This is a genomic window from Bradyrhizobium sp. IC3195 (genome assembly GCF_020193585.1).
In the GTDB taxonomy this organism is placed as follows: domain Bacteria; phylum Pseudomonadota; class Alphaproteobacteria; order Rhizobiales; family Xanthobacteraceae; genus Bradyrhizobium; species Bradyrhizobium yuanmingense.
The window spans coordinates 529596-553182 of sequence record NZ_JADYVG010000002.1; the positions used below are offsets into that span (position 1 = coordinate 529596).

Genomic DNA, 23587 nt, shown 5'->3' on the forward strand with positions numbered 1-23587 from the left:
GTGATCCGCAGGTCGCTCGGCTAGTCCGGAGCGGTCGGATGCAACGCCGGTCGATATCCGGCGCTGAACGCCCGTAATGTGGATGGAGGCGTCAGCAGCATCGCACTCGACAGTTCGTGCTCGGTACGGGCATAGCCGGCTGGCGACCAAAGCAGCGGCCGGCCTTTCGTCACAAGATAGCTCTGCTCGCCCTGCTGCACCATCACGCCATCAGGTAAGTCTGCGAGCGGCCCTCGCAGTGGGTGCAGGCGCTTACGGCCGTGATCCAGACGCTCCAGGTGCAGCTTTGCGTCCATCGACTTTGCGCTCACCTTGCTTGCGCCGTTTCCCCTCTCCCATGCCGCGCGAAACCGGTTGGCATCGTCACGCCGGCAGAAGAAGCATGGGCGATGTCCGGCAGCAAAGGCGGTGGCTTCGTCGAGAAAGAACAGCTCGGTCCAGCTCCGCCGCGCCATCACCGGCCGCCGCCAGCCGCGGAATTCGCACAGGCATGTGATCCAGGCCGGCGTCGACCAGCGCTTCTTCAATAGCGTCTTCGTCGCGGGATCGTGGATGATGCCGCGATTGCCGGTGAACAGGCCGCGGTGCGGCGTGGCGATGATGTCGCCGGTGGGCGTGACGCGGTTTTGGAGAGGGCGAGTGGCGAATGGGGAATGGCGAGTGGGGACGGTGCTACTCGCCATTCGCTACTCGCCATTTGCTCTGCTCACGCCGCGCCGTCGCGCAGTGGCGGGTGGTAGGACAGCGCGGTGTCCCAGGGGAAGAAGATCCAGGTGTCCTGCGAGACCTCGGTGATGAAAGTGTCGACCAGCGGGCGTCCCATCGGCTTGGCGTAGACGGTGGCGAAATGCGCATCGGGCAGCATCTCGCGCACCATCCTGCCGGTCTTGCCGGTATCGACGAGGTCATCGACGATCAACAGGCCCTTGCCGGTGCCGCCGCCGAGCGTCATGGTCGCCTCGGAAATGCCCTTGAGCACCTGGAGCTCGCCCTGCTTGTTGTGGTCGTAGCTGGCGACGCAGACCGTATCGATGACGCGCACCCCTAACTCGCGCGCCACGATCGCGGCGGGCACCAGGCCGCCGCGGGTGATCGCAATCACCGCATGGAACGGACCGACCTCGTTGAGCCGCCAGGTCAGCGCCCGGCAATCCCGGTGGAACTGGTCCCACGAGACGGGGAAGGCCTTGCCTGCCCGCTCCTGCGCACTCAGTTCCGGTGCTTCACCAGCCATCGCCTGTCTCCTGCAATCTCGTCCGGCAATTCCCTGCTAGCGGTTGACGTTCAATCCCGCCAGCATTTCCTTCACCGCGGCCATTGCCGCCGCGAGCTTCTCGGGATCGCGCGAGCGCACCACCAGATTGGTGTTGGGCTTCTGCTCCTCGTCCATGAAGGGATAGCTGCCGATGATGGTGTCGGGATGGGCGGCAGCGATCGCCCGCAGCGGTCCGCCGATATCGCCCTCGCGCGCATTGGCCCGGACCGAGTCCGACAGCATGCGCACGCCCGACTTCAGTTTGGGCGAGACGATGTCCATCATCGCCTGCATGATCGAGGGCACGCCGGCCATGACGATGACGTTGCCGATCTTGAAGCCGGGGGCGAGGATGGTCGCGCTCTGGATCAGCTCGGCGCCGTCGGGGATGCGGGCCATGCGCAGCCGGGCCTCGTTGAGGTCCTGCTCGCTCCAGCGCTCGCGGAAGCGGGCGACGACCTCCGGGTGATGGTCGATACCGACGCCGAACGCCTTGGCCACGGCATCAGCGGTGATGTCGTCATGAGTCGGCCCGATGCCGCCCGTGGTGAAGACGTAGGTGTAGCGATGCCGCAATGCATCCAGTGCAGCGATGATATCCGGCTCGTCGTCGGAGACGATGCGGACCTCCTTCAGGTCGATGCCGATATTGGTCAGGTATTCGGCGATGAAGCCGATATTCTTGTCCTTGGTCCGGCCGGACAGGATTTCGTCTCCGATGACCAGAATGCCCGCCGTGACGATCTCGCTCATGCCTTAAGTCCCTCACCTGTGACGCCGACTTTGCCGAGGTAACGCGTTGAAGTCACGCGGTTTTGCTTCTGAAATAAGCAGTCTTCAGCCATTTTTTCAGGCACGCCGCCGGCCGTCGCCGGCAAATGCCCCCTCTCCATGCTTATCGCGCTGGCCCGGCCCTTGCTACCACATGAAAGTCATGCACTGTTGACGCATGGCCACAGGACGTTGCGGTCTCATCAAGGCCGACGCGAACTGGCGCATGGCGCAACGCCTGGGGAGACAAGTCGGGATCTATGGCAGTCGCGTTTGACGAAATGAACATTCCCGGCGGGGACCTCCGCCCCGCCTATCAGGAGCTGGCGCGCTGGCTCAAGGAGACGCCTCCCGAGGCGCTCGAATATCGCCGCCAGGAAGCTGAGCTGCTGTTTCGCCGGATCGGCATCACCTTCGCGGTCTACGGCGATTCCGAGTCCACCGAGCGCCTGATCCCCTTCGACGTGATTCCGCGGATCATGTCCGGCAAGGAATGGGCGCGGCTGGAGAAGGGCCTGAAGCAACGCGTGCGCGCGCTCAACATGTTCCTGCGCGACATCTATCACGGCCGCGACATCCTCCGCGCCGACATCGTGCCCGACGATCTGATCTTCCAGAACCCGGTGTTCCGGCCCGAGATGAACGGCCAGCAGGTGCCGCACGACGTCTACGTGCACATCGCCGGCATCGACATCGTCCGGGTCGACGCCGAGGACTTCATCGTGCTGGAGGACAACGCCCGCACGCCGTCGGGCGTGTCCTACATGCTGGAAAACCGCGAGATCATGATGCGGCTGTTTCCGGATCTGTTCGCCCGCCACCGGGTGGCGCCGGTCGAGCGCTATCCGGACGAGCTGCTCGCAGCGCTCCGCTCGGTCGCGCCGCAAAGCGCCTCCGGCGAGCCGACGGTGGCGCTGCTCACCCCGGGCGTCTACAATTCGGCCTATTACGAGCACTCCTTCCTCGCCGACAAGCTCGGCATCGAGCTGGTCGAAGGCCGCGACCTCGTCGTCAAGAACAACGAAGTGTTCATGCGGACGACGGAAGGGCTGAAGCGGGTCGACGTGATCTATCGGCGCGTCGACGACGACTTCCTCGATCCCCTCACCTTCCGTCCCGATTCGGTGCTCGGCGTGCCCGGACTGATGTCGGCCTACGCGGCCGGTAACATCACGCTCGCCAACGCCGTCGGCACCGGCATCGCCGATGACAAGGCGATCTACTCCTACATGCCCGACATCGTGAAATTCTATCTCGGCGAGGAGCCGATCCTAAAGAACGTGCCGACCTGGCGCTGCCGCGAGCCAAAGGACCTCGCTTATGTGCTGGACAATCTAAGCGAGCTCGTCGTCAAGGAAGTGCACGGCTCCGGCGGCTACGGCATGCTGATCGGTCCCGCCGCGACCAAAGCGACGATCGAAGCGTTCCGCGACAAGCTCAAGCGCGAGCCGGAAGGTTTCATCGCCCAGCCGACGCTGGCGCTTTCGACCTGCCCGACCTGCACGGCGTCCGGCCTCGCTCCACGTCACGTCGATCTTCGCCCCTTCGTGCTCACGGGCAGCAAGAGCACGACCATCGTGCCGGGCGGGCTCACCCGCGTCGCGCTCAAGGAAGGCTCCCTGGTGGTGAACTCGAGCCAGGGCGGCGGCACCAAGGACACCTGGATTCTGGACGAGTAGAGAGATGCTGTCGCGTACCGCCGAAAACCTCTACTGGCTCGCCCGCTACGTCGAACGGGCCGAATATCTCGCGCGCACCATCGATGCGACGCTGCGCGTTACCGCGCTTCCCGCCGCCTATATCGGCAAGACCAATGAATGGGATTCGGCGCTGCTCACGGCCGGGGTCGCCGCGAGCTTCTATCAGGCCTATGAGGAAGCCAACGAGCACAACGTCGTCGAGTATCTCTCGTTCTCCCAGAACAACCCGTCCTCGATCCGAAACTGTATCGAAGCGGCGCGGCTGAACTCACGCTCGGTGCGCACGGCCCTCACCAGCGAGATGTGGGACACCATCAACTCGGCCTGGATCGAGCTTCAGGCGGTGTGGAGCAAGGGCACCTCGACGCGCGAGGACCTCGCAAAATTCCTGCGCTTCGTGCAGGAGACCTCGCTGCGCTTCGACGGCTCGGCCTATCGGACCATGCTGCGCAACGACGCCTATTGGTTCTCGCGCATGGGCGTGCACCTGGAGCGCGCCGACAACACCGCGCGCATCCTCGACGTGAAGTATCACGTGCTGCTGCCCGAGGAGGAGCATGTCGGCGGGCCTCTCGACTTCTACCAGTGGAGCTCGATCCTGCGCTCGGTCTCGGCGCTGACGGCCTATCATTGGGTCTATCGCGAGACGCTGAAGCCCTGGCTGATCGCGGACCTCCTGATCCTCAACGACACGCTGCCGCGCTCGCTCGCCAGCTGCTACGGCAACCTCGTGCGCAACCTCGACCAGATCGGCGTCGCCTATGGCCGCCAGGGCCCGGCCCAGCGCCACGCCCGCGGCATCCGCAACCGGCTGGAACACAGCAACATGAACGACATTTTCCAGCATGGCGTGCATGAATTCATTCAGGAATTCATCGCGGACAATTCCAGGCTGGGCGAAATCATCACGAAGCAGTATTTGATCTAATGTCGCTCGACTGACGACAGGGGATATTGTCATGGCCGGGCAAGAGCGCGAAGCGCGTCTTCGCGCTAGATGTCCCGGCCATCCACGTTCTTGCTTTTGCGCGACGAGGAAGAACGTGGATGCCCCGGGACAAGCCCGGGCATGACGAGCTTCTTTGCGACGGCAGTCACGCCTTACAACAAACGACACGGTCCACCATGCGCCTGCGAATCCAGCACACCACGACCTATCGCTACGAGCCGCCGGCCACCAGCGTGATCCAGATCCTGCGCATGACGCCGGGCAGTCATGACGGGCAATACGTCGCGGAATGGCAGATCGACGTCTCCACCGACACCAAGCTAGACATGCATGAGGACGCGTTCGGCAACGTCACCCACGTGCTGTCCTGCGGGCCGGTCGGCGACATCCAGATCATTGCCGAAGGGCTGATCGAGACTCACGACACCGGCGGCGTGCTGCGCGGCAGCGACGAGCGTTTTCCCCCCGGCATGTTCCTGCGCGTCACCGACCTCACCTCGGTCAATCCGGCGATGACGGCGGTCGCGCGCCAGTTGCGCAGCGAGGCCGAGAGCGACACGCTGGGCTTCCTGCACACGCTGATGACGCAGGTGGCCGATCACATGACGTTCGACGAGGACCCGACCAACAGCGGCACGTCCGCAGCGGAGGCGTTCACGCTCAAGCGCGGGGTCTGCCAGGATTACGCGCACATCTTCATCGCCTGCGCCCGCGCCGGCGGCGTGCCGGCGCGCTTCGTCTCCGGACATTTCCTGCGTGCGGACGACACGGTGCACCAGGACGCCGGCCATGCCTGGGCAGAGGCCTACGTGCCCGATCTCGGCTGGGTCGGCTTCGATCCCGCCAACAGCATCTGCGCCACCGACGCGCATGTCCGCCTCGCGATCGGGCTTGACTATCTCGGCGCGGCCCCGGTGCGCGGCACGCGCTACGGCGGCGGCACGGAAACGCTGACGGTGGCGGTGAAGGTCGAACAGGCCGGCCGCGGCGGGCAGTCGCAATCGCAATCCCAGCGGCAGAGCTAGGAGCCGCCCGCCGAACACATTCGGCGTGCTACATTTGCGGGCGTCAGATCAACCCGCGAGGTAGCCATGGCGACTGTGAAACTGCTTTCGGATGATGAACTCTCGACTGAAGCGCGCGCCGTTTTCGATGACATCCGTAAAGTGCGGAAATCGGACTTCGTCAACAATTTCTGGCGCGCGCTGGCCCATGATCCGAAGACGCTGCGGCGGACCTGGGAGAGCATCAAGGAGGTGATGGCTCCCGGCGCGCTCGATCCCAAGGTCAAGGAAATGCTCTACGTCGCGGTGTCGATCGCACACGGGTGCAGCTATTGCATCCACTCCCACACGGCCGCCGCACGGGCGAGGGGCATGACCGAGGCCGAATATGGCGAGCTGCTCGCCATCATCGGCATGGCCGCGGAGACCAACCGGCTGGTCACCGCGCTCGGCGTGCCGGTTGATGAGGCGTTTCTGGTCGACGCAGCTGACTAGCTTGCCGTCTCGCACCGTCATTCCGGGGCGCGCGTAGCGCGAACCCAGAATCCATCTGGTCGCAGAGTTGGTGGAGGAATGGATTCCGGGCTCGCGACTTCGTCGCGCCCCGGAATGACGGGCTTAATCGGGGGTTGGAGCGGCCCCTGAAATTGGCTAGTAATTCCGCGCAAACGCGTTCGGGGACTGGAAATGACCTATTGCTGCGGAATCCTGGTTCGGGACGGTCTGGTGATGATCGCCGATACCCGCACCAATGCCGGCCTCGACAACGTCTCGACCTTCCGCAAGCTGCACATCTTCTCCAAGCCCGGCGAGCGCATCATGGCGATCGCCAGTGCCGGCAACCTCGCCATCAGCCAGTCGGTGCTGTCGACGCTGACCGAGGGCCTCGAAGATCCCAATACGGGCGAGATCGAGACGCTGATGAACGCGCCGACGATGTTCCAGGCCGCCCAGCGCATCGGCCGGGCGATCCGGGCGGTGCATGCCACCGAAGGGCCGGCGCTGAAATCCGAGGACGTGTCCTTCGACGTCTCCTTTCTGTTCGGCGGCCAGATCAAGGGCGCGCGGATGCGCCTGTTCATGGTCTACACCGCCGGCAATTTCATCGAGTGCACCACCGACACGCCGTACCTGCAGATCGGCGAGCACAAATACGGCAAGCCGGTGCTCGACCGTGCCATGCATTACGACGTCGAGCTCTACGAGGCGCTGAAGACGGGCCTGATCTCGATGGACTCGACGATGCGCTCGAATCTCGGCGTCGGCCTGCCGATCGACGTGCTGGTGGTGCGCAACGAAGCCTGCGAGGCCGATCTCAACCATCGCATCGAGGCAGGCGAGCCCTATTTCCACGACCTGCGCTCGCGCTGGTCGGCGGCCTTGCGCGCGGCGCATCAGAACATTCCGCGCCCGCCCTACAAGAACGACAAAGAACCCAAAACCTGACAGCAGAAGAGAAAAGGCAGGAAACGATGAGTGAAGCGAAAAAGATCGCATTGGTGACGGGCGCCGGCACCGGCGTCGGGCGCGCGGCGTCGCTGGCGCTGATGAACACCGGCTTCACCGTGGTGCTCACAGGCCGCCGGCTCGACATGCTCGAGGAGACGGCAAAGCTCGGTCCCGCGGGAAAAAGCCTCTGCGTCACCGCCGACATGACCAAGCCGGACTCCATCGCCGCGCTGTTCGACAAGGTGAAGGCGACCTACGGCCGGCTCGACGTGCTCTTCAACAATGCCGGCATGGGCGCGCCGGCCGTCAACTTCGAGGATCTCAGCCTCGAGCAATGGCAGGCCGTGGTGAACACCAACCTCACCGGCCCGTTCCTGTGCACCCAGCACGCCTTCCGCATCATGAAGGATCAGACCCCGCGCGGCGGCCGCATCATCAACAACGGCTCGATCTCGGCGCACGCGCCGCGGCCATTCTCGGCGGCCTACACCTCGACCAAGCACGCCATCACCGGCCTCACCAAGGCCAGCAATCTCGACGGCCGCATGTATGACATCGCCGTCGGCCAGGTCGACATCGGCAATGCCGCAACCCCGATGACCGACCGCATGGTCAATGGCCCCGGCGTGCTGCAGCCCGACGGCACCACCAAGCACGAGCCGCGCATGGACGCGAAAGCAGTCGGCGATGCCGTGGCCTACATGGCCAGCCTGCCGCTCGATGCCAACGTGCTGACCATGACGGTGATGGCGACCAAGATGCCATTCGTCGGGCGGGGCTGAACAAAAAAGCGCGAAAACAACCCCATGCACAGTAGGCGTCAAGAGGCGCCTGCTGCTGCCGGGCTGCGGGCGTCCCGCGAGTTAAGTCCCCACGCCATCTCAATAATCGTCATTGCGAGCGCAGCGAAGCAATCCAGGCTGCCGCCGCGGTGAGATTCTGGATTGCTTCGTCGCATCAGCGCAAAATTGCTACGCAATTTTGTCGCGGGCTCCTCGCAATGACGTTGAGAGAGCGGAGCGCCTACTCCAGGCTCTCCACCTTGCGCAGGGCTGGAAACAGCTTCATCCAGAGCAGCGCCACTGCGACGGTGGCGACGCCGCCGAGCACGGCGGCAGGCATTGCGCCGAGCAGCGCGGCTGCCACTCCGCTCTCGAACTGGCCGAGCTGGTTCGAGGCGTTGATGAACAGGAAGTTCACCGCGCCGACGCGGCCGCGCATCTCGTCGGGTGTCGACAGCTGCACCAGCGAGAAGCGGATCACGACGCTGATCGTGTCGGCCGCACCGAGGATTGCAAGCGACAGCACCGACAGCCACATCCAGGACGACAGCGCGAACACGATGGTGGCGAGGCCGAACACGATCACGGCCTGGAACATGCGAAGGCCCACATGCCGGGAGATCGCGTGGCGCGCCAGCACCATGGTCATCAGCAAGGCACCGACCGCAGGCGCGGCGCGCAGCACGCCTAACCCGACCGGGCCGGTCTGGAGGATGTCGCGGGCATAGATCGGCAGCAGCGCCGTGACGCCGCCGAACAGCACGGCGAACAAATCGAGCGAGATGGTCCCGAGGATCGCCGGGTTGCTGCGAATGAAGCGGACGCCGGCGAAGATGTTGTCCGAGTCCATCCCCTCCCTCGCGATCGCCTGCGGGCGCGGCCGGATGAAGCCGGTCAAGATCATCCCCAAGACCCAGAACAGGACCATCACGGCATAGGCAAGGTGCGGGGCGACCGCATAGGCGATGCCGCCGAGCGCAGGTCCCGTGATGGTCGCGACCTGCGCCGCCCCACTGGAGACGGCAGTGGCGCGCTGGAGCGAGCCCTGCGGCGCGATCAGCGGCAGCAGCGCCGCCGTGGTCGGGCTCTCGAACGCGCCGGCGATTCCGAGCAGGAAAGTCGCGATGAAGATCTGCACTTCGCTGACCGCGCCGAGATAGGTGATGGCCCCGAGATAGAGCGCGGTCGCGGCCTCCACCAGCTGGCAGAGCTGGACGACGCGCTTGCGCTCGTAGCGATCGGCGGCGTGGCCGGCGACGAACACCAGAAGCGCGGTGGGCAGGAACTGGACGAGACCAACCATCCCGAGGTCGAACGCCGAGCCGGTGAGATCGTAGATCTGCCAGCCGATCGCGACGGCCGCGATCTGGCTGGAGAAGCGCGACAGGCTGCGCGAGAGCAGGAAGAACAGGAAAGCGGGATGGCGGAGGAGCTCACCGGCGGTGACCGGTCGATGTCCGGATATTGGCTGCTCTGGCATCGCCTCTTCGGTCACGCTCGGACCGCTCTTTCCCTCGATATCGAAGGCCCCCGGGGTGGCCGAGGTGGCCCCGCTTGTCAACACTGGTCGTTCCCGGCTGCTCCCGGCATTGCCTTTGCAACGCATGGGCGGCCATAATCGTCGAGGGGCTTGAGACATCATGCTGCGCCTGCAATCTGCACTCGGCATTTTCGCATTGCTGCTGATCGCCTTCGCGCTGGCGGAAAATCGTCGCGCGGTGTCGCTGCGCCAGGCGGCGATCGGCCTTGCCGCGACCTTCGTCACCGCCCTCGTGCTGCTGAAGCTGCCGGTCGTCGCCCATGCCTTCGGCGCTATCAACGAGGCGGTCGGCGCGATCTCGGCGGCCTCGCGGGCCGGCTCCGCCTTCGTGTTCGGCTATATCGGCGGCGGACCCCTGCCCTTCGACCTGAAGGCGCCAGGCGCGGACTTCATCCTGGCGTTCCAGGCACTGCCGATCGTGCTGGTCATGAGCGTGCTCACGACGCTGTTGTTCTATTGGCGCGTGCTGCCTCCGATCGTCCGCGGCATGGCCTGGCTCTTGGAGCGCACTCTCGGCGTCGGCGGCGCCGTCGGGCTTTCGACCGCCGCCAACATCTTCCTCGGCATGGTCGAGGCACCGCTGTTCGTGCGGCCGTATCTGGCACAGATGACGCGCAGCGAGTTGTTCCTGGTCATGACCGGCGGCATGGCCGGCATCGCCGGCACGGTGCTGGTCCTATATGCGACGCTGCTGGCGCCGCTCATTCCCGACGCCGCCGCGCATTTCGTCATCGCCTCCGTGCTCGGCGCGCCGGCGGCGATCCTGGTCAGCCTGATCATGGTCCCTGAAACCTCCGACAAGCGCACCGGCGGCGCGCTGGAGGATCCGCAGATGGAGGTCGCCAGCACGATGGACGCGATCGTGAAAGGCACCAGCGCGGGCATCGAGCTGCTGATCAACATCGTCGCGATGCTGCTGGTGCTGGTGGCGCTGGTCTATCTCGTCAACGCAATCCTCGGCCTGCTCCCGCACGTCGGCGGCGCCGCGATCTCGCTGCAGCGGCTGCTCGGCCTCGTCATGGCGCCGGTGTGCTGGCTGATGGGGCTGCCGTGGGATCAAGCGATCACCGCCGGCAGCCTGATGGGCACCAAGACCGTGCTGAACGAATTGATCGCCTATGTCGACTTCTCGAAGCTGCCGCCCGATACGCTCGATCCGCGCTCGCGCCTGATCATGCTCTATGCGATGTGCGGCTTCGCCAATTTCGCCAGCCTCGGCATCATGATCGGCGGCTTAGGGGTGATGGCGCCGGAGCGGCGCGAGGAGATCAATGCGCTGGGGCTGAAGTCGATCGTGTCGGGGACGCTGACGACGTGCCTGATGGGAGCGGTGGTGGGGGTGTTGGCGTAGGCTCTCTTTCCACGCGTCATTGCGAGCGAAGCGAAGCAATCCAGACATGCGTCCGCGGAGACAGTCTGGATTGCTTCGTCGCAAGAGCTCCTCGCAATGACGGCGGCGAGAATCTTTGCCTCAACCGCACAATTTCGACTTCTGCAGGATGCGACGCACCTCAGGCACCTTGGAACGGCACGGCTCGGCCGCCATGGCCTTTGCCTCGCTGGTTCGCCCCTGCACCCACAGCAACACCGCTATCAAGCCCTGCGCCCCGGAGCGCACCGGCCCACCCGCCACGTCCGAAGCTGCGAGCGACATGGCGGTTTGCGCTTCCCTCTCGGCGGCATTGATATCCGCTTGTTCCAGGAAGAAGACAGCACGGTAGACGTGAGCCCGCGCGTCTTTCGGGTAGCGGCTAACGAGATCGAGCGACCGGCTGGCCATCTCGTCGCCCTTCATCGGCACTTCCGAGGCGCGGATATAGTGCGCGGCATCGGCCATGTAGGCCGAATAATGCGCGGCGGCGAAGCCGGCGCAGATGAGAGATCCGATGGATCCTGCCAGCAAGGTCATGCTCGCGCTCCGCGGCAGGCTGTCATAGGACCAGAAGGCGAGCCACGGCGTGACGGCGAGCGCGGCGCCGGCCACCGCACCGCCTGCGTGGGCGTAATAGTTGACGTTGCCGGAAGCGCCAAAGGCCATTGGCAGCAGTGCGGGAACACCGAAGAACAGCGACGTCTTCAGCCTCGATATGGTCTGATCGGCGTCCGCTTCGGGATCGAAGCTCGCCACGAACAGCGCGGCGATCAGCCCGGTGATGGCGCCGGACGCACCGACGCCGACCGTGCCGGGACCGTTGCCCAGCAGCGAGCCGGCCTCTCCGGCCAATGCACTGGCAACGAAGATCAAAGCAAACCAGCCGCGGCCGATCAGCGACTCCAGCCTGACGCCGACGATGAACAGCGCCACGCAGTTGCTCACGAGGTGCCACCCGCTGCCATGCAGAAGCGGCGCAAGGCCGATTCGCCACCACTCTCCCCTCCCGACGACGAGATCGTAGCCGGACGCCCCCTGAGCGATCAGCGAGCGGACATCGAGATCGCCGTTCCGCGCGATGTCGATGGCGAGACTACGCTGCAGAACGAAGATCAGGAGCAGACCGAAGATCAGGCCGACGGCGAGAAAGGGGATGTCGGCCAGAAGCTTGTTGTCGGCAAAAAGCGTCTCCTCGCTGGACGAGGGCTTCTCTATCGCGACCGGCGCGGCGGCGGCTTGAAACGATGCTCTTGGAGCTGGCGCTACGGTGCCGCGTCGGCCAAAAGTGTTGGTCGCCATGAAAGCATTTCCCGCGTTGACACAGCCTTGAGTTGACGCGAGAGGTATTTTCGACTGGTTAGCACCAGGCTTGCGGGGCGGCCGAAATCATCCCGATTGCTGACCGCCCGGTTTCTCGGATCGACCGCATTTTAGCGATCGAGAGTTGCGCTTACGCCTTCAGCTCCACCGTCTTGAACTCAGCGGGGAGGATCACCTCCAGCAGCTCCACGTCGTCCGAATAGTCCAGGATCATGTGTCTGATCTTCGGCGGCTGGGTCCAGGCGCTGCCTTGCTGCATCAAGGTCTCGCCCTGCCCGTCCATATAGGTCTTCACCCAGCCCTTGAGCACGTAGACCATCTGGAATTCGACGTCGTGATAGTGGAGCTTGGACACCTCGGCCGGGTTGCAGGGACCTTGCAGGCGGATCACATGCGCCTGCGCGAGGCCATGGGTCGCCTCGCCGATGCCGAGATCGCGATACTTCGCGTAGGCGCGCAGGCCGTCGGCCTTGAAGTCTTCCTCGCGGTGATGGCTGACGGCGATGCGCTGCTTCGGACGTGCGGGCTTTTTCGCAGCGGCAGTGCGCGCCTTCGCCTTCACGGCCTTGCGTGCCGAGGATCGCGCCGCCGCCTTGGCGCCACTCCGCTTCTTCACCGCGGTCTTCAATGCGGGCCTCGATGCCTTTTGCTTGGCCATTGTCTGCCTCCCTGTTTCTGAGCCGCCGTCGCGCGGTATGGCTTGAAGGTCAGCTTATCCAGTCGTGGGCGAGGCAGCAATCGCAGAGCTGGTCGTGTTGAGTAGTGCCGCATCCGCGCTGTCACCCTCCCCCTCCAGGACCCTCCCCTGGAGGGTAAGAGGCTGAGGCCAATCACGCGATCACCGTATCGGATCGTAGCTTGCCCCAAGCTGGCGCGTCGGGCTGGGGTCGTCTCGTCTTCGTTCTCGCGCTGAACTAGTCTCGCCCGGGACATCCGGGGGAATTGATTCATGGGCAGCAATGTCGGTCAGCGTGCATTTCAAAATGCCCGGCTTCAGAAGCGGCAAAAGGCCGACGTGCTGCCCTTGCTCGGGCAAGCGCTCGAGTTGCACAAGAAGGGACGCTTGCCCGGGGCCAAGGCTGCCTATCGCCAGCTCCTGCAGATCGCGCCCAATCAATTCATCGCGCTGCATATGCTCGGCGCGTTGGAGTCCGATGCTGGGAATTATCAGCAGGCCGAGAGCCTGCTGAGCCGGGCGGTTGTCGTCGATCCGCGATCGGCCGAAGCCCATATGAGCCTGGGCGTCGCGCTGAACGGGCTGAAACGTCACAATGATGCCCGCGAGAGCTATCGCAAGGCGCTCGCCTTGCGGCCCAACTACGCCCTCGCCCTCTCCAATCTCGGGAACGCGAGCGCGGCCCTGGATCGCTACCAGGAAGCGCTCGACAGCTACGATCGGGCGCTCGCCGTCGACGCAAACCTCGCCGAAGCCCACAACGGCCGCGGCTCCACGCTCTGCCGTCTGCGCAACTACGACAAGGCTCTTGCAAGCCTGAACCGCGCGCTCGCGATCAAACCCGACTATGCGGCGGCGCTGGCGAACCGCGCCGTGGCACTCCGGGAGCTGCAGCGATTCGACGAGGCCATGGCGGATTGCAACCGGGCAATCGCCCTCGCCCCTGACGACGTGAACGGATGGCTCTGGCGCGCCAATGTCTTGCTCCAGACCCGGCAGATGGCCCAGGCACTATCCGATTGCGAGAAGGCGCTCGCGATCGCGCCCGATTCCGATCAGGCTCATCTGGTGCTGGGCCTTTGTCTTGCCGGACTAGGCCGGGTCGACGAAGCCCTCGCCAGTTTCGACAGAGCCCTCGATATCAGGCCCGATCTCGAGAGCGCGATCTCGAGCAAGATCTTCACGCTCGATTTCGTGCCGGACGCCAGCGTCGAGCGGCATCAGCAGGCGCGACGCGTATGGTGGGAGCGGATCGGCGCGAGAATCGCTTCAGAAGCGGCGGCACCGCATGACAACGGCCGCGATCCGGATCGCCGCCTGGTGCTTGGCTACGTCTCCTCGGACTTCAACGCGCATTCGGCTGCGTTCATCTTCAAGCCCGTCCTGCAACACCATGACCGCGCCCAGTTCGAGATCGTGTGCTACTCGTGCTCGGCGAAGGAGGACGCGACGACACGCGAATTTCAAGGCATCGGCGATCGCTGGCGTGACGCCTCGCAATGGAGCGACGATCGCCTCGCCGCCCAGATTCGCGACGATCGCATCGATATCCTGATCGATCTGTCCGGCCATACAAAAGGAAACCGCCTCGGCATATTTTCGCGCAAGCCGGCACCGATCCAGGCGCACGGCTGGGGCCATGGCACCGGCACCGGGTTGCCGACAATCGACTATCTGTTCTCGGATCCGGTCGGGATTCCGCACGACGTTCGGCATCTGTTTGCAGAGACGGTGGTCGACCTGCCGTGCTTCGTGACGCTGGCGCCGCTGCCGGCCGGGATTACGCGGGCCGGAACGCCGGCGCTCTCGAACGGCTTCGTCACGTTCGGTGTCTTCAACCGCATCAGCAAGATCTCGGACGAGGCGGCGGCAGTCTGGTCCAGGATCCTCGAACGGGTGCCGGGCTCGCGACTGCTGATCAAGGACGTTGCGCTCGACGACCAGCTGGTCCGCGACAAGCTGCTGGCGCGATTTGCGGCTTGCCGATTGCCGGCCGAACGCGTCGATCTGCTCGGGGCCACCTTGCGGGACGAGCATCTGGCATCGTTCAATCGCATCGATATTGCTCTCGATCCGTTCCCGCAGAACGGCGGCGTCAGCACATGGGAAGCCCTGCAGATGGGCGTGCCCGTGGTGGCGAAGCTCGGCAACAGCCTGCCCGGCCGCGCCGCCGGCGCCATCCTCACCGCGCTGGGCCTGCCGGACTGGGTCGCCGACAGCGAGGAGGCCTATGTCGAGATCGCGGCCAGCCGCGCGGCCGAGATCGGCGAGCTCGACAAGCTGCGCCGCGAACTGCCCGCAACGATCAACGCCGCGGCCGCGGGCAACCCCGTCTCATATGCACGCGCGGTGGACGCGGCCTATCGCGCGATGTGGACGCGTTATTGCAGCGGCGGCGTCTGATTGCGTGATCTCGTAGGGTGGATTAGCCGAAGGCGTAATCCACCGTTTCTGTTTCGGCACGCGGAGAGAAACGAGGTGGATTACGCCAGCGGCAGCGCGTCGCGCCGCCGCAGGCTAATCCACCCTACGCGGCCTCAATGCAGGCGGAACACGCCGTCAACGGCGCGGAGCTCGGCCGGCTTGATCAGCTTGGAATGGGCCACCGTCACCGAATGGAGGGGACCGTCGAGCTTCTCCTGCCAGAACGCCAGGAAATCGGTCAGCGCGGGGAATTTCGGAAACATGTCGTAGTTCTGCCAGACATAGGTCTGGAGCAGCGAGGGATGATCCGGCATCCGATAGAGAATTTGTGCCGTCGTCAGCCCGTAGCCCAGCATCTGTTTCCGGAATTCCTCGGAAACGCCCCCAACGCGCAGTCCCATGCCAAACCTCCTTTGCAGGAGCGCATTCGGCGAGTGGCTTGGTCCGTGCCCCGGGGAGCCACCCGGAAACGATGCGCTCACATGAGAGAAATGTGACGCAAACTGACAACTCATCTCAAGCCCAAAAGTTTAACAAGCTGTTGAAATTCAATGCTTTAGCAGCAGAGACGGCTCCGTGCTAATACGGTCACGGCTGCCCGGTTAACGATGGCGAGGAGTTTCTGGCAGTCCGCGCTTTCGGCTGCTATTTTTTCTGCTACAAACCCTTGCTCCCGCAAAATTCCTGTCCTATTTCAGGCTCGCTCGTGCTAGCACTCACGGGCAACGATTGCTAACAATCTCAAAACCTCAACCCGAGCAATTGCTTAGGAGGACTGCATGAAATTCCGTCCGCTTCACGACCGCGTCGTGGTCAAGCGCATCGACGCCGAAGAGAAGACCGCTGGCGGCATCATCATTCCCGACACTGCCAAGGAAAAGCCCTCCCAGGGCGAAGTCGTCGCCGTGGGCCCCGGTGGCCGCGACGAAGCTGGCAAGCTGATCCCGATCGACCTGAAGGTCGGCGACCGCGTGCTTTTCGGCAAGTGGTCCGGCACCGAGGTCAAGATCGACGGCCAGGACCTGCTGATCATGAAGGAGAGCGACGTGATGGGCGTTCTCGAAGTCAGCGAGTCCAAGAAGAAGGCGGCTTAAGAGCCCCTCTCCTCCCCTCCAGTCAAACCCTCAAGGAAAAATCCAGATGGCAGCCAAAGAAGTCAAATTCTCGGTTGAAGCGCGCGACAAGATGCTGCGCGGCGTCGACGTACTCGCCAACGCGGTGAAGGTCACGCTCGGTCCGAAGGGCCGCAACGTCGTGCTCGACAAGTCGTTCGGCGCTCCCCGCATCACCAAGGACGGCGTCACCGTCGCCAAGGAGATCGAGCTCGACGACAAGTTCGAGAACATGGGCGCGCAGATGGTGCGCGAAGTCGCCTCCAAGTCCGCTGACGCGGCCGGCGACGGCACCACCACCGCCACCGTGCTGGCCCAGGCGATCGTGAAGGAAGGCGCGAAGTCCGTTGCCGCCGGCATGAACCCGATGGACCTCAAGCGCGGTATCGACCTCGCAGTCGAAGCCGTCGTGGCCGACCTCGAGAAGAACTCGAAGAAGGTCACCTCGAACGACGAGATCGCCCAGGTCGGTACCATCTCGGCCAACGGCGATGCCGAGATCGGCAAGTTCCTCGCCGACGCCATGAAGAAGGTCGGCAACGAGGGCGTCATCACCGTCGAGGAAGCCAAGTCGCTCGAGACCGAGCTCGATGTGGTCGAGGGCATGCAGTTCGACCGCGGCTACATCTCGCCCTACTTCGTCACCAACGCCGACAAGATGCGCGTTGAGATGGACGACGCCTACATCCTCATCAACGAGAAGAAGCTCTCCTCGCTGAACGAGCTGCTGCCGCTGCTCGAGGCCGTGGTGCAGACCGGCAAGCCGCTGGTCATCGTCGCCGAGGACGTCGAAGGCGAAGCCCTTGCGACCCTCGTCGTGAACCGCCTGCGCGGCGGCCTGAAGGTCGCGGCCGTCAAGGCTCCGGGCTTCGGCGATCGCCGCAAGGCCATGCTGCAGGACATCGCGATCCTGACCGGCGGCCAGGCGATCTCGGAAGATCTCGGCATCAAGCTCGAGAACGTCACGCTCAACATGCTCGGTCGCGCCAAGAAGGTGATGATCGACAAGGAGAACACCACGATCGTCAACGGCGCCGGCAAGAAGGCCGACATCGAGGCGCGCGTGGCGCAGATCAAGGCGCAGATCGAGGAGACCACCTCGGACTACGACCGTGAGAAGCTCCAGGAGCGTCTCGCCAAGCTCGCGGGCGGCGTCGCGGTGATCCGCGTCGGCGGCGCGACCGAGGTCGAGGTGAAGGAGCGCAAGGATCGCGTTGATGACGCGATGCATGCGACCCGCGCGGCCGTGGAAGAAGGCATCGTCCCGGGTGGCGGCGTCGCCCTGCTCCGTGCCTCCGAGCAGCTCAAGGGTCTGCGCACCAAGAACGACGACCAGAAGACCGGCGTCGAGATCGTGCGCAAGGCGCTGTCGGCCCCCGCTCGCCAGATCGCGATCAACGCCGGTGAAGACGGCTCGGTGATCGTCGGCAAGATCCTGGAGAACAAGGCCTACAATTACGGCTTCGACTCCCAGACCGGCGAATATGCCGACCTCGTCAAGAAGGGCATCATCGACCCGACCAAGGTGGTCCGTACCGCGATCCAGAACGCTGCCTCCGTGGCTGCGCTCCTGATCACCACGGAAGCCATGGTCGCCGAGCTGCCCAAGAAGGGCGGCGCCGGCCCCGCGATGCCTCCGGGCGGCGGCATGGGCGGCATGGACTTCTGATCCAGCCTCTCAGGCACGATACGAATTGCGAAACCCCGGCAGCGATGCCGGGGTTTTTGTTTTTGGGGTGTCGCCAAACCACAGCGGCTCGCCCGTAGCCTGGATGGAGCGCAGCGCAATCCGGGACAGTTCGTGCGACGCGGCCAGTTCTCCCGGATTACGCTTGCGCTCCATCCGGGCTACGAACCGTCGTCATTCTGAGCCTCACTCCACCTTGCCGAGCCGCTCGAAGCGCGGCTCGCCGTCTTCGTCGAGCGACCAGACGATCCGCGTCACCTTGCCGACCAAATTGTCCATCGGCACGAAGCCGAACGTCGACTGCACGCGGCTGTCGGTGGAATTGTCGCGGTTGTCGCCGAGCACGAAGATGTGGCCCGGCGGCACCGTGAAGACGTCTGTGTTGTCGAGATAGCCGTTGTCGAGGCAGTCATAGGTCACATAGGACGCGCCGCTCGGCAGCGTCTCGCGCCAGCGCTTGACCACCGCGCGGTCGTCGACACCGCAGGCGTCGCCGGCCTGTGTCGCCTCCAGGGCGATGCGGGTCACCGGGCGGCCGTTGAGGATGAGCCGGCCCTGCCGCATCTGGATGCGGTCTCCGGGCAGGCCGACGACGCGTTTGACGTAGTCGGCAGAACTGTCCTTCGCCGTCCGGAATACCACGATATCCCCGTATTCGGGATCGGCGGCGAGGATGCGGCCCGAGATCCAGGACGACGCGAATGGGAGGGAATAGCGGCCATACCCGTAAGCGTATTTCGCGGCGAAGACGTAGTCGCCGACCATCAGCGCCGGTGTCATCGAACCGGACGGAATGTTGAACGGCTGATACAGGACGAAGCGAAACAGGATCACCGGCGACCACAGCACCGGGATCATGAGGATCAGGACGACGATCGCCTTCCAGTCGCTGGATCGTGCCGCGGGGCGGATCGATTCCTGAAGAACGGTCATGGGCCTTCCCTGATCAAGACGTTGCGGCCCCAAGATGACGCAACCTGCGAGCGCGCTCAATCCCCGACGAGCTCAAATTTGGTCGCATGTCGCCCAGACCGCGTTCAATGCGTGGCCCGGGACATTGGCAGCGGTCAGCCGTGTGACAAATCCTGGAAGCACGCCCTCACCCAGTCGATCGTCACGCGTGTCGCCGGATCGCGTTTGAGGTGGTTCTGCACGAGCAGCCAGACGTCGCGGCGCTTCGGCAGCAGGGTGGCGCGCAGGCTGCGGTCGGCGAGCAGGGCTAAGCAGCTTTGCTCGGGCAGCACGCCGATGGCCTGATGCGACTGGATCATGGTGCGGATGATGCGGATATTGTCGGTGACGCAGCGCACGTTCGTCAGCCGCTTCGCACGCAAGAACTGCGCTTCCGGGATCGCGTCGAGCTCGTCCGGATAGACGCACGCAACGGGCTCGCGGCCGCCGCGGTCCGCGGGCTCGAAGAAGTACAGCCTGACGTCGCCGAGCTTGGAGATGGTGAAGTCCCCCTTCTCCGGCTTGCGCAGGCGGATGGCGAGATCGGCCTGCCAGCGCGAGAACTTGACGTTGCCGCTCGCGGTGAGGAATTGCAGCGTCAGTCCCGGATGATCGCGCAGGAAGCTGCTCGCATGCGGCGCCAGCAGCTCTTCGGCGACCGCATTGGTCGAGGCGATGCGCAGCCGCCCGACCGGGCCGGCCTGGCCCTCCTTGATGCGGTCGATCGCCGCCGCATGCGCGGCCATCGCACCGACATGCGCGAGCACCGCCTCGCACTGGCGCGTCGGCCGCCGCACGCCGTCCACCGCATCGAACAGCTTCACGCCGAGATCGCGCTGGATGCGCGCAAGCCTGCGGCCGACGGTGGTCTCGTCGATGCGCAGCCGCGCGCTGGCGCCGGCATAGGTGCCCTCGTCCCTGACCGCGGCGATGATGCGCAGATCGTCCCAATTCATCGGGGCGAGCCTAGCAGGCGCCGCCGCTACCTGCAAATTCGCAGCCATCAGCTGCAATAGTCCTGCACAATGGCAGGCTGCTGCTGCGCTAGTGTCGAAGCATCCGAATTCACGAAGGCCTGACGGCATGACCACTCCAAAGACGCTGCTCGAACTCGCCGGCGCCGATCTCGATCCGCCCAAGCTCAACGAGACATGCCTCGTTCTGATCGACATCCAGAACGAATATTGCGCCGGCCCACTCGCCCTGCCCGATGCGCAAGCAGCGATCGCCGCGGCTGCGCGCCTGCTCGCGCGCGCACGGGAGAGCGGAGCTGCGATCTTCCACGTCGCGCACAAGGGTCGCGCCGGCGGCCTGTTCGACCGCGAGGCGGCGCGCGGCGCGATCGTCGAACGCCTGACGCCGCTCGCGACCGAGCCCGTGATCGAGAAGGCGCTGCCGAATGCCTTCGCCGGCACCGACCTGCAGGCCCGGCTGGCCGCGACCGGAAGCAAGAACATCGTGCTCGCGGGGTTCATGACGCATATGTGCGTGTCTTCGACCGCGCGCGCCGCGCTCGATCTCGGCCTGCGCACGACGATCGCGGCGGATGCCTGCGCCACGCGCGATCTTCCCGATGGGCGCGGCGGCACGCTGCCGGCGAGAATTGTTCACGAGGTCGCTCTGGCCGAATTGTCCGACCGGTTCGCGATCATCGCGCAGAGCGACGTGCTGACCTGAGGAGACCTTCCCGATGCTGCAGCTCTATTTCTTTCCGATGGCCTGCTCGCTCTCGAGCCACATCGCGCTGCTGGAGGCCGGAATCGAGGCGCAGTATCACCTCGCCCATATCTGGACCAAGCGGCTCGTGGACGACGGCCGCGACTTCCGTGAGGTGTCACCGAAGGGCGCGGTGCCGGTCCTGGTGCTGGAGAACGGCGAGCGGCTGACGGAAAGCGCAGCGGTGCTGCAATACATCGCCGATGTGAAGCCGGAGGCACGCCTTGCGCCGCGGCCCGGCGACATCGATCGTTATCGCCTGCAGGAATGGCTGAGCTTCGTCGGCGCCGAGATCCACAAGGCGTTCCTGTTTCCAACCTTCTGGTACAAGGACGACGGCTCGCTGGCCAAGCCGCGCGCGAGGATCATGCAGACATTGTCGGTGCCGGCAGCGCATCTGGCGGGCCGCGAATTCCTCGTCGGCGACGCCTTCACCGTGGCCGATGCCCATCTCACCTGGACCTTGCTTCTGCTCCGTCCGGCAGGGATCGACATCGCGCAATGGCCACCGCTCGCGGCCTATCTCGAACGCATGCAGGCCCGCCCCGCGGTCCGGCGCGCGATCGCGACCGAGATGGCGCTGCGCAAGACCGTTGCGGCCTGAGCTCGCCTCACTCCACCCGCGCCAGCACCGCGAGCTTGCGGATGCCCTTGTTGCGGTAGGCGTCGAGGAACGCGTAGTAATCCTTGAACGACACGCAGCCGTTGGAATCGCCGCCCGGCCCGAGCATGAAGGTGTGGGCGAGCAGGCCGTCGCGGCCGTAGATCGCGCTCTCGCCGCCGATCGGGGTCAGGCGCAGCGCCGGCACGCCGTGGAACAGCGCCTCGCGCGGCTTCAGCGTGTAGATGTGCGGCGGCGTCACGCCGCGCATGCGCAGGCGGCGGGAGTCCGGATCGTCGCGGTTGGCGCCAAGGCCGGAATGCGCCTCGAGCCTGGTGCCGTCGGGCAGATACACCATCTTGGCCGTGATGTCGTAGACCGCGGTGTCCCGCTCATAAGGCGGAGCGCCGCCGAACATCGGGTTCTGCTCCTTCGGGGCGATGGACGCAGTGATGCTGGCATCGGCCGAGGCGTAGGCGAGCAGCCCGCCGGACGCTTCGCGCTTGCCCCACAGCTTTTCCACCATCGCCTGGCGCGGAGCGGTGATCGACATCACCGCGGCCTTGGCACGGTCGGCGAAGGATTTTTGCTTGGCTTCGGGCGCCGGCACGATCTCGGCCGGGTCGGCCGAGGCGAGTTGCAGCTGGGCAGCCGGCGCGCGCTTGGTCTTGTCCGCGGCGTTGTCGGCGCCCTTGGCCGCCGGCTTCAGCGCCTCCGCGACCTTCGCGATCACGCCCTGCTTCGGGGCGTCTTTGGCCACCGCAACGACCTGCGTTGCGGGTGCGGCGCTTGTGGCATTCGACGGCACGCCCTGCGTTGCGGCCGCGGCAAAGCGCTCGTTGAACATCTCGCGCGAGATCGGAGCTGCGACCTGGAGGCGGTCGGGCAGCAGCGCGAAGGTTTCCTTGATGGCCTCGCCGGCCTCGCGCAGCACCACCCTGGGCGCGCGCTTGATCACCGGCTCGTCGTAGCCGACGCTGCCGACGGAGGGATAGACGCTCGCGCCGAAGATGTTGCTGTGAATGGTCCAGCCGGCGCCCATCACGGCGCAGCCGATCGCCGCGGCGCCAAGCCAATTGGTCGTGGTCATTTTCCGGGAAGATTTCCGCGAATTGGTCTTCGAGAAATTCTTGGACTTCCGTGCCGCGTTACTCTGCGCAGCGATACTCGTACTCATTCGCCTTGCGTCCAGGACGGTGTCACTCTGTCCCCCTTCGAAGTGCCGCTGGTCACGATCCGGGAACAGCATCTCGCAGAGGGTCGGAGCGTCATTAAGGCGACTTTTAGTTAAATGCGGATTAAGTTCGGGCGGATCTGCGACAACCCGTTAACGCTGTCCCGTTTTGAGAAAAAAGCCCGCAGAACTACGGACTTAGTCGGGTCTGTTAACTATAATTCTCGGCCGGTTCAGCAGGCTCTGCGGACGTCTGCGCCCACATCCATGACGCACTTGAGATCGTCATTTTCGTGGCCCTCTACTGCCCCCGAACGTAACGCGCCAGCGTTGCGCGAGGCTGGTGGACGACGCGTCGGATTGGGCCTCGTCGGCCGCGCGACAACGGTGCATGCTCATGACGCGCCGGGCACCGCGGCACGGCGCCGTGATTGAAAGTTGATCGCCTCGGTTCTGGACATCGCGGGTGCGAGAAAATAGCTCCCACTTCGGCACTTTTCAGCAGCCTCTGCGCGTGATACGGTACCGTATCATCCTGCCCTGAGCTGTGCCGAGCACGCAAACGGAGGCTGGCATGAGAGGGATCGCGCGCGCGGGGTTTTTCGCCCTGGCGGGGTCGTTTCTGTTGATCGGATCTGCGACTGCGCAGCCTGCAGCGAATGCGGGCTGCACGGCATCGCCGTCGGCTGCCGGGACGCAGACCTGGCGCTGCGAGAACGGCATTACCATCGTTGCGGAAAACGGCGCCAGATTTGAACTTAAGGACGCCAACCGCGACGGACATATAGATTCCGTGGAGTTGAGCAGCAAAGCGCTGCTGATCGAGGTACCCAAGAAGCCGCGCGGCAATCCCTTCAAGGTGCTGACGCCGCAAGCGATTGCCGCAGTACGCGGCACGAAATGGGCGGTCGATGTCGCCGACACCAAGACTTCCGTGTTCGTCGCAGACGGCCGGGTCGGCGTGAGCCGCAGGGCTCGTGGACGCGGTGTCGTGCTTGGACCCGGGGAAGGCGTCGATGTCGAGCCAACCGGCCCGTTGACGGTCAAGACCTGGGGCCAGCCGCGCGTCGACGCGCTCATGGCCAGACTCGGGCAATGAGCCGG

At 64.8% G+C, this 23587-nt stretch carries 24 protein-coding genes; 13 read left to right on the forward strand and 11 right to left on the reverse strand.

The features are described 5' to 3' along the window. Positions 1–20: 20 nt before the first annotated feature. From I6F09_RS06245 to I6F09_RS06255, 3 genes are read right to left on the reverse strand one after another with little or no spacing between them, the layout of a single operon-like run. Entirely contained in the window at positions 21–683 is a 663-nt protein-coding gene (locus tag I6F09_RS06245) for a hypothetical protein (protein WP_225187680.1), read from the reverse strand. A gap of 23 nt (positions 684–706) precedes the next feature. Beyond that, positions 707–1234 (reverse strand): xanthine phosphoribosyltransferase, encoded by a 528-nt coding sequence (gene gpt, locus I6F09_RS06250; protein WP_036015348.1) that lies wholly within the window; start codon positions 1232–1234, stop codon positions 707–709. A gap of 36 nt (positions 1235–1270) precedes the next feature. Next, the gene (locus tag I6F09_RS06255) at positions 1271–2008 is read right to left on the reverse strand and encodes a molybdopterin-binding protein (protein WP_036046217.1); all 738 of its coding nucleotides are present in this window, start codon (positions 2006–2008) and stop codon (positions 1271–1273) included. Positions 2009–2286: 278 nt separating this feature from the next. Between I6F09_RS06255 and I6F09_RS06260 the strand changes: the two genes are divergently transcribed. The 6 genes from I6F09_RS06260 (at position 2287) to I6F09_RS06285 (ending at position 7910) form a co-directional block, all read left to right on the forward strand. Next, positions 2287–3705 carry a circularly permuted type 2 ATP-grasp protein gene (locus tag I6F09_RS06260; RefSeq protein WP_036015353.1) on the forward strand — a complete coding sequence of 473 codons (1419 nt, stop codon included), beginning with the start codon at positions 2287–2289 and terminating at the stop codon, positions 3703–3705. Positions 3706–3709: 4 nt separating this feature from the next. Beyond that, positions 3710–4654: an alpha-E domain-containing protein gene (locus I6F09_RS06265; protein WP_036015356.1), complete on the forward strand. Its 945-nt coding sequence runs from the start codon at positions 3710–3712 to the stop codon at positions 4652–4654. A gap of 197 nt (positions 4655–4851) precedes the next feature. After that, on the forward strand, positions 4852–5700 hold the full coding sequence (locus tag I6F09_RS06270; RefSeq protein ID WP_036029799.1) for a transglutaminase family protein: 849 nt from the start codon (positions 4852–4854) through the stop codon (positions 5698–5700). A gap of 66 nt (positions 5701–5766) precedes the next feature. Then, positions 5767–6174, forward strand: coding sequence for a carboxymuconolactone decarboxylase family protein (locus I6F09_RS06275; RefSeq protein ID WP_225187681.1), 408 nt, complete (start codon positions 5767–5769; stop codon positions 6172–6174). 192 nt (positions 6175–6366) lie between these two features. After that, on the forward strand, positions 6367–7125 hold the full coding sequence (locus tag I6F09_RS06280) for a proteasome-type protease (protein WP_036046219.1): 759 nt from the start codon (positions 6367–6369) through the stop codon (positions 7123–7125). A gap of 26 nt (positions 7126–7151) precedes the next feature. Further along, positions 7152–7910: an SDR family oxidoreductase gene (locus I6F09_RS06285; protein WP_036029803.1), complete on the forward strand. Its 759-nt coding sequence runs from the start codon at positions 7152–7154 to the stop codon at positions 7908–7910. Positions 7911–8151: 241 nt separating this feature from the next. On the opposite strand, the gene I6F09_RS06290 is transcribed toward I6F09_RS06285, so the two are convergent. Then, on the reverse strand, positions 8152–9390 hold the full coding sequence (locus I6F09_RS06290; RefSeq protein WP_036029811.1) for an MFS transporter: 1239 nt from the start codon (positions 9388–9390) through the stop codon (positions 8152–8154). A 160-nt stretch (positions 9391–9550) separates the two neighbouring features. Between I6F09_RS06290 and I6F09_RS06295 the strand changes: the two genes are divergently transcribed. Then, positions 9551–10801 carry a nucleoside transporter C-terminal domain-containing protein gene (locus I6F09_RS06295; RefSeq protein WP_225132683.1) on the forward strand — a complete coding sequence of 417 codons (1251 nt, stop codon included), beginning with the start codon at positions 9551–9553 and terminating at the stop codon, positions 10799–10801. 120 nt (positions 10802–10921) lie between these two features. Here the strand turns inward: I6F09_RS06295 and I6F09_RS06300 are convergent, their stop codons facing one another. Together I6F09_RS06300 and I6F09_RS06305 are read right to left on the reverse strand one after the other, a co-directional pair. Then, positions 10922–12121, reverse strand: a complete 1200-nt coding sequence (locus tag I6F09_RS06300) for a rhomboid family intramembrane serine protease (protein ID WP_225187682.1) — start codon at positions 12119–12121, stop codon at positions 10922–10924. Between the two features lie 151 nt (positions 12122–12272). Then, entirely contained in the window at positions 12273–12800 is a 528-nt protein-coding gene (locus tag I6F09_RS06305) for a cupin domain-containing protein (RefSeq protein ID WP_036029806.1), read from the reverse strand. A 291-nt stretch (positions 12801–13091) separates the two neighbouring features. Here I6F09_RS06305 and I6F09_RS06310 point away from each other — a divergent pair, with 291 nt between their 5' ends. Continuing rightward, a complete protein-coding gene (locus tag I6F09_RS06310) occupies positions 13092–15221 on the forward strand; it encodes a tetratricopeptide repeat protein (RefSeq protein ID WP_225187683.1) in 2130 nt (709 codons plus the stop codon). Between the two features lie 134 nt (positions 15222–15355). Here I6F09_RS06310 and I6F09_RS06315 read toward each other — a convergent pair whose 3' ends face one another. Next, complete coding sequence (locus tag I6F09_RS06315) at positions 15356–15643, reverse strand: usg protein (protein ID WP_036015394.1); 288 nt, start codon at positions 15641–15643, stop codon at positions 15356–15358. A 378-nt stretch (positions 15644–16021) separates the two neighbouring features. Here I6F09_RS06315 and I6F09_RS06320 point away from each other — a divergent pair, with 378 nt between their 5' ends. Both I6F09_RS06320 and groL read left to right on the forward strand, forming a co-directional pair. Beyond that, positions 16022–16336 carry a co-chaperone GroES gene (locus tag I6F09_RS06320; RefSeq protein WP_025037205.1) on the forward strand — a complete coding sequence of 105 codons (315 nt, stop codon included), beginning with the start codon at positions 16022–16024 and terminating at the stop codon, positions 16334–16336. Between the two features lie 46 nt (positions 16337–16382). Further along, complete coding sequence (gene groL / locus I6F09_RS06325; RefSeq protein ID WP_057029537.1) at positions 16383–18023, forward strand: chaperonin GroEL; 1641 nt, start codon at positions 16383–16385, stop codon at positions 18021–18023. A 9-nt stretch (positions 18024–18032) separates the two neighbouring features. Here groL and I6F09_RS06330 read toward each other — a convergent pair whose 3' ends face one another. The 3 genes from I6F09_RS06330 to I6F09_RS06340 form a co-directional block, all read right to left on the reverse strand. Further along, complete coding sequence (locus tag I6F09_RS06330; RefSeq protein ID WP_225187684.1) at positions 18033–18197, reverse strand: hypothetical protein; 165 nt, start codon at positions 18195–18197, stop codon at positions 18033–18035. 30 nt (positions 18198–18227) lie between these two features. Further along, entirely contained in the window at positions 18228–18974 is a 747-nt protein-coding gene (gene lepB, locus I6F09_RS06335) for a signal peptidase I (RefSeq protein WP_225187685.1), read from the reverse strand. Positions 18975–19108: 134 nt separating this feature from the next. After that, a complete protein-coding gene (locus I6F09_RS06340) occupies positions 19109–19948 on the reverse strand; it encodes a LysR family transcriptional regulator (RefSeq protein ID WP_225187686.1) in 840 nt (279 codons plus the stop codon). A 127-nt stretch (positions 19949–20075) separates the two neighbouring features. On the opposite strand from I6F09_RS06340, the gene I6F09_RS06345 reads away from it, so the two are divergent. Both I6F09_RS06345 and I6F09_RS06350 read left to right on the forward strand, forming a co-directional pair. After that, positions 20076–20669 (forward strand): cysteine hydrolase family protein, encoded by a 594-nt coding sequence (locus I6F09_RS06345; RefSeq protein WP_225187687.1) that lies wholly within the window; start codon positions 20076–20078, stop codon positions 20667–20669. Between the two features lie 13 nt (positions 20670–20682). Beyond that, positions 20683–21312 (forward strand): glutathione binding-like protein, encoded by a 630-nt coding sequence (locus tag I6F09_RS06350; RefSeq protein ID WP_225114395.1) that lies wholly within the window; start codon positions 20683–20685, stop codon positions 21310–21312. Between the two features lie 7 nt (positions 21313–21319). On the opposite strand, the gene I6F09_RS06355 is transcribed toward I6F09_RS06350, so the two are convergent. Beyond that, complete coding sequence (locus I6F09_RS06355; protein WP_225187688.1) at positions 21320–22399, reverse strand: tlde1 domain-containing protein; 1080 nt, start codon at positions 22397–22399, stop codon at positions 21320–21322. A 658-nt stretch (positions 22400–23057) separates the two neighbouring features. On the opposite strand from I6F09_RS06355, the gene I6F09_RS06360 reads away from it, so the two are divergent. After that, positions 23058–23582, forward strand: a complete 525-nt coding sequence (locus tag I6F09_RS06360; protein WP_225187689.1) for a FecR domain-containing protein — start codon at positions 23058–23060, stop codon at positions 23580–23582. Positions 23583–23587: the final 5 nt, after the last annotated feature.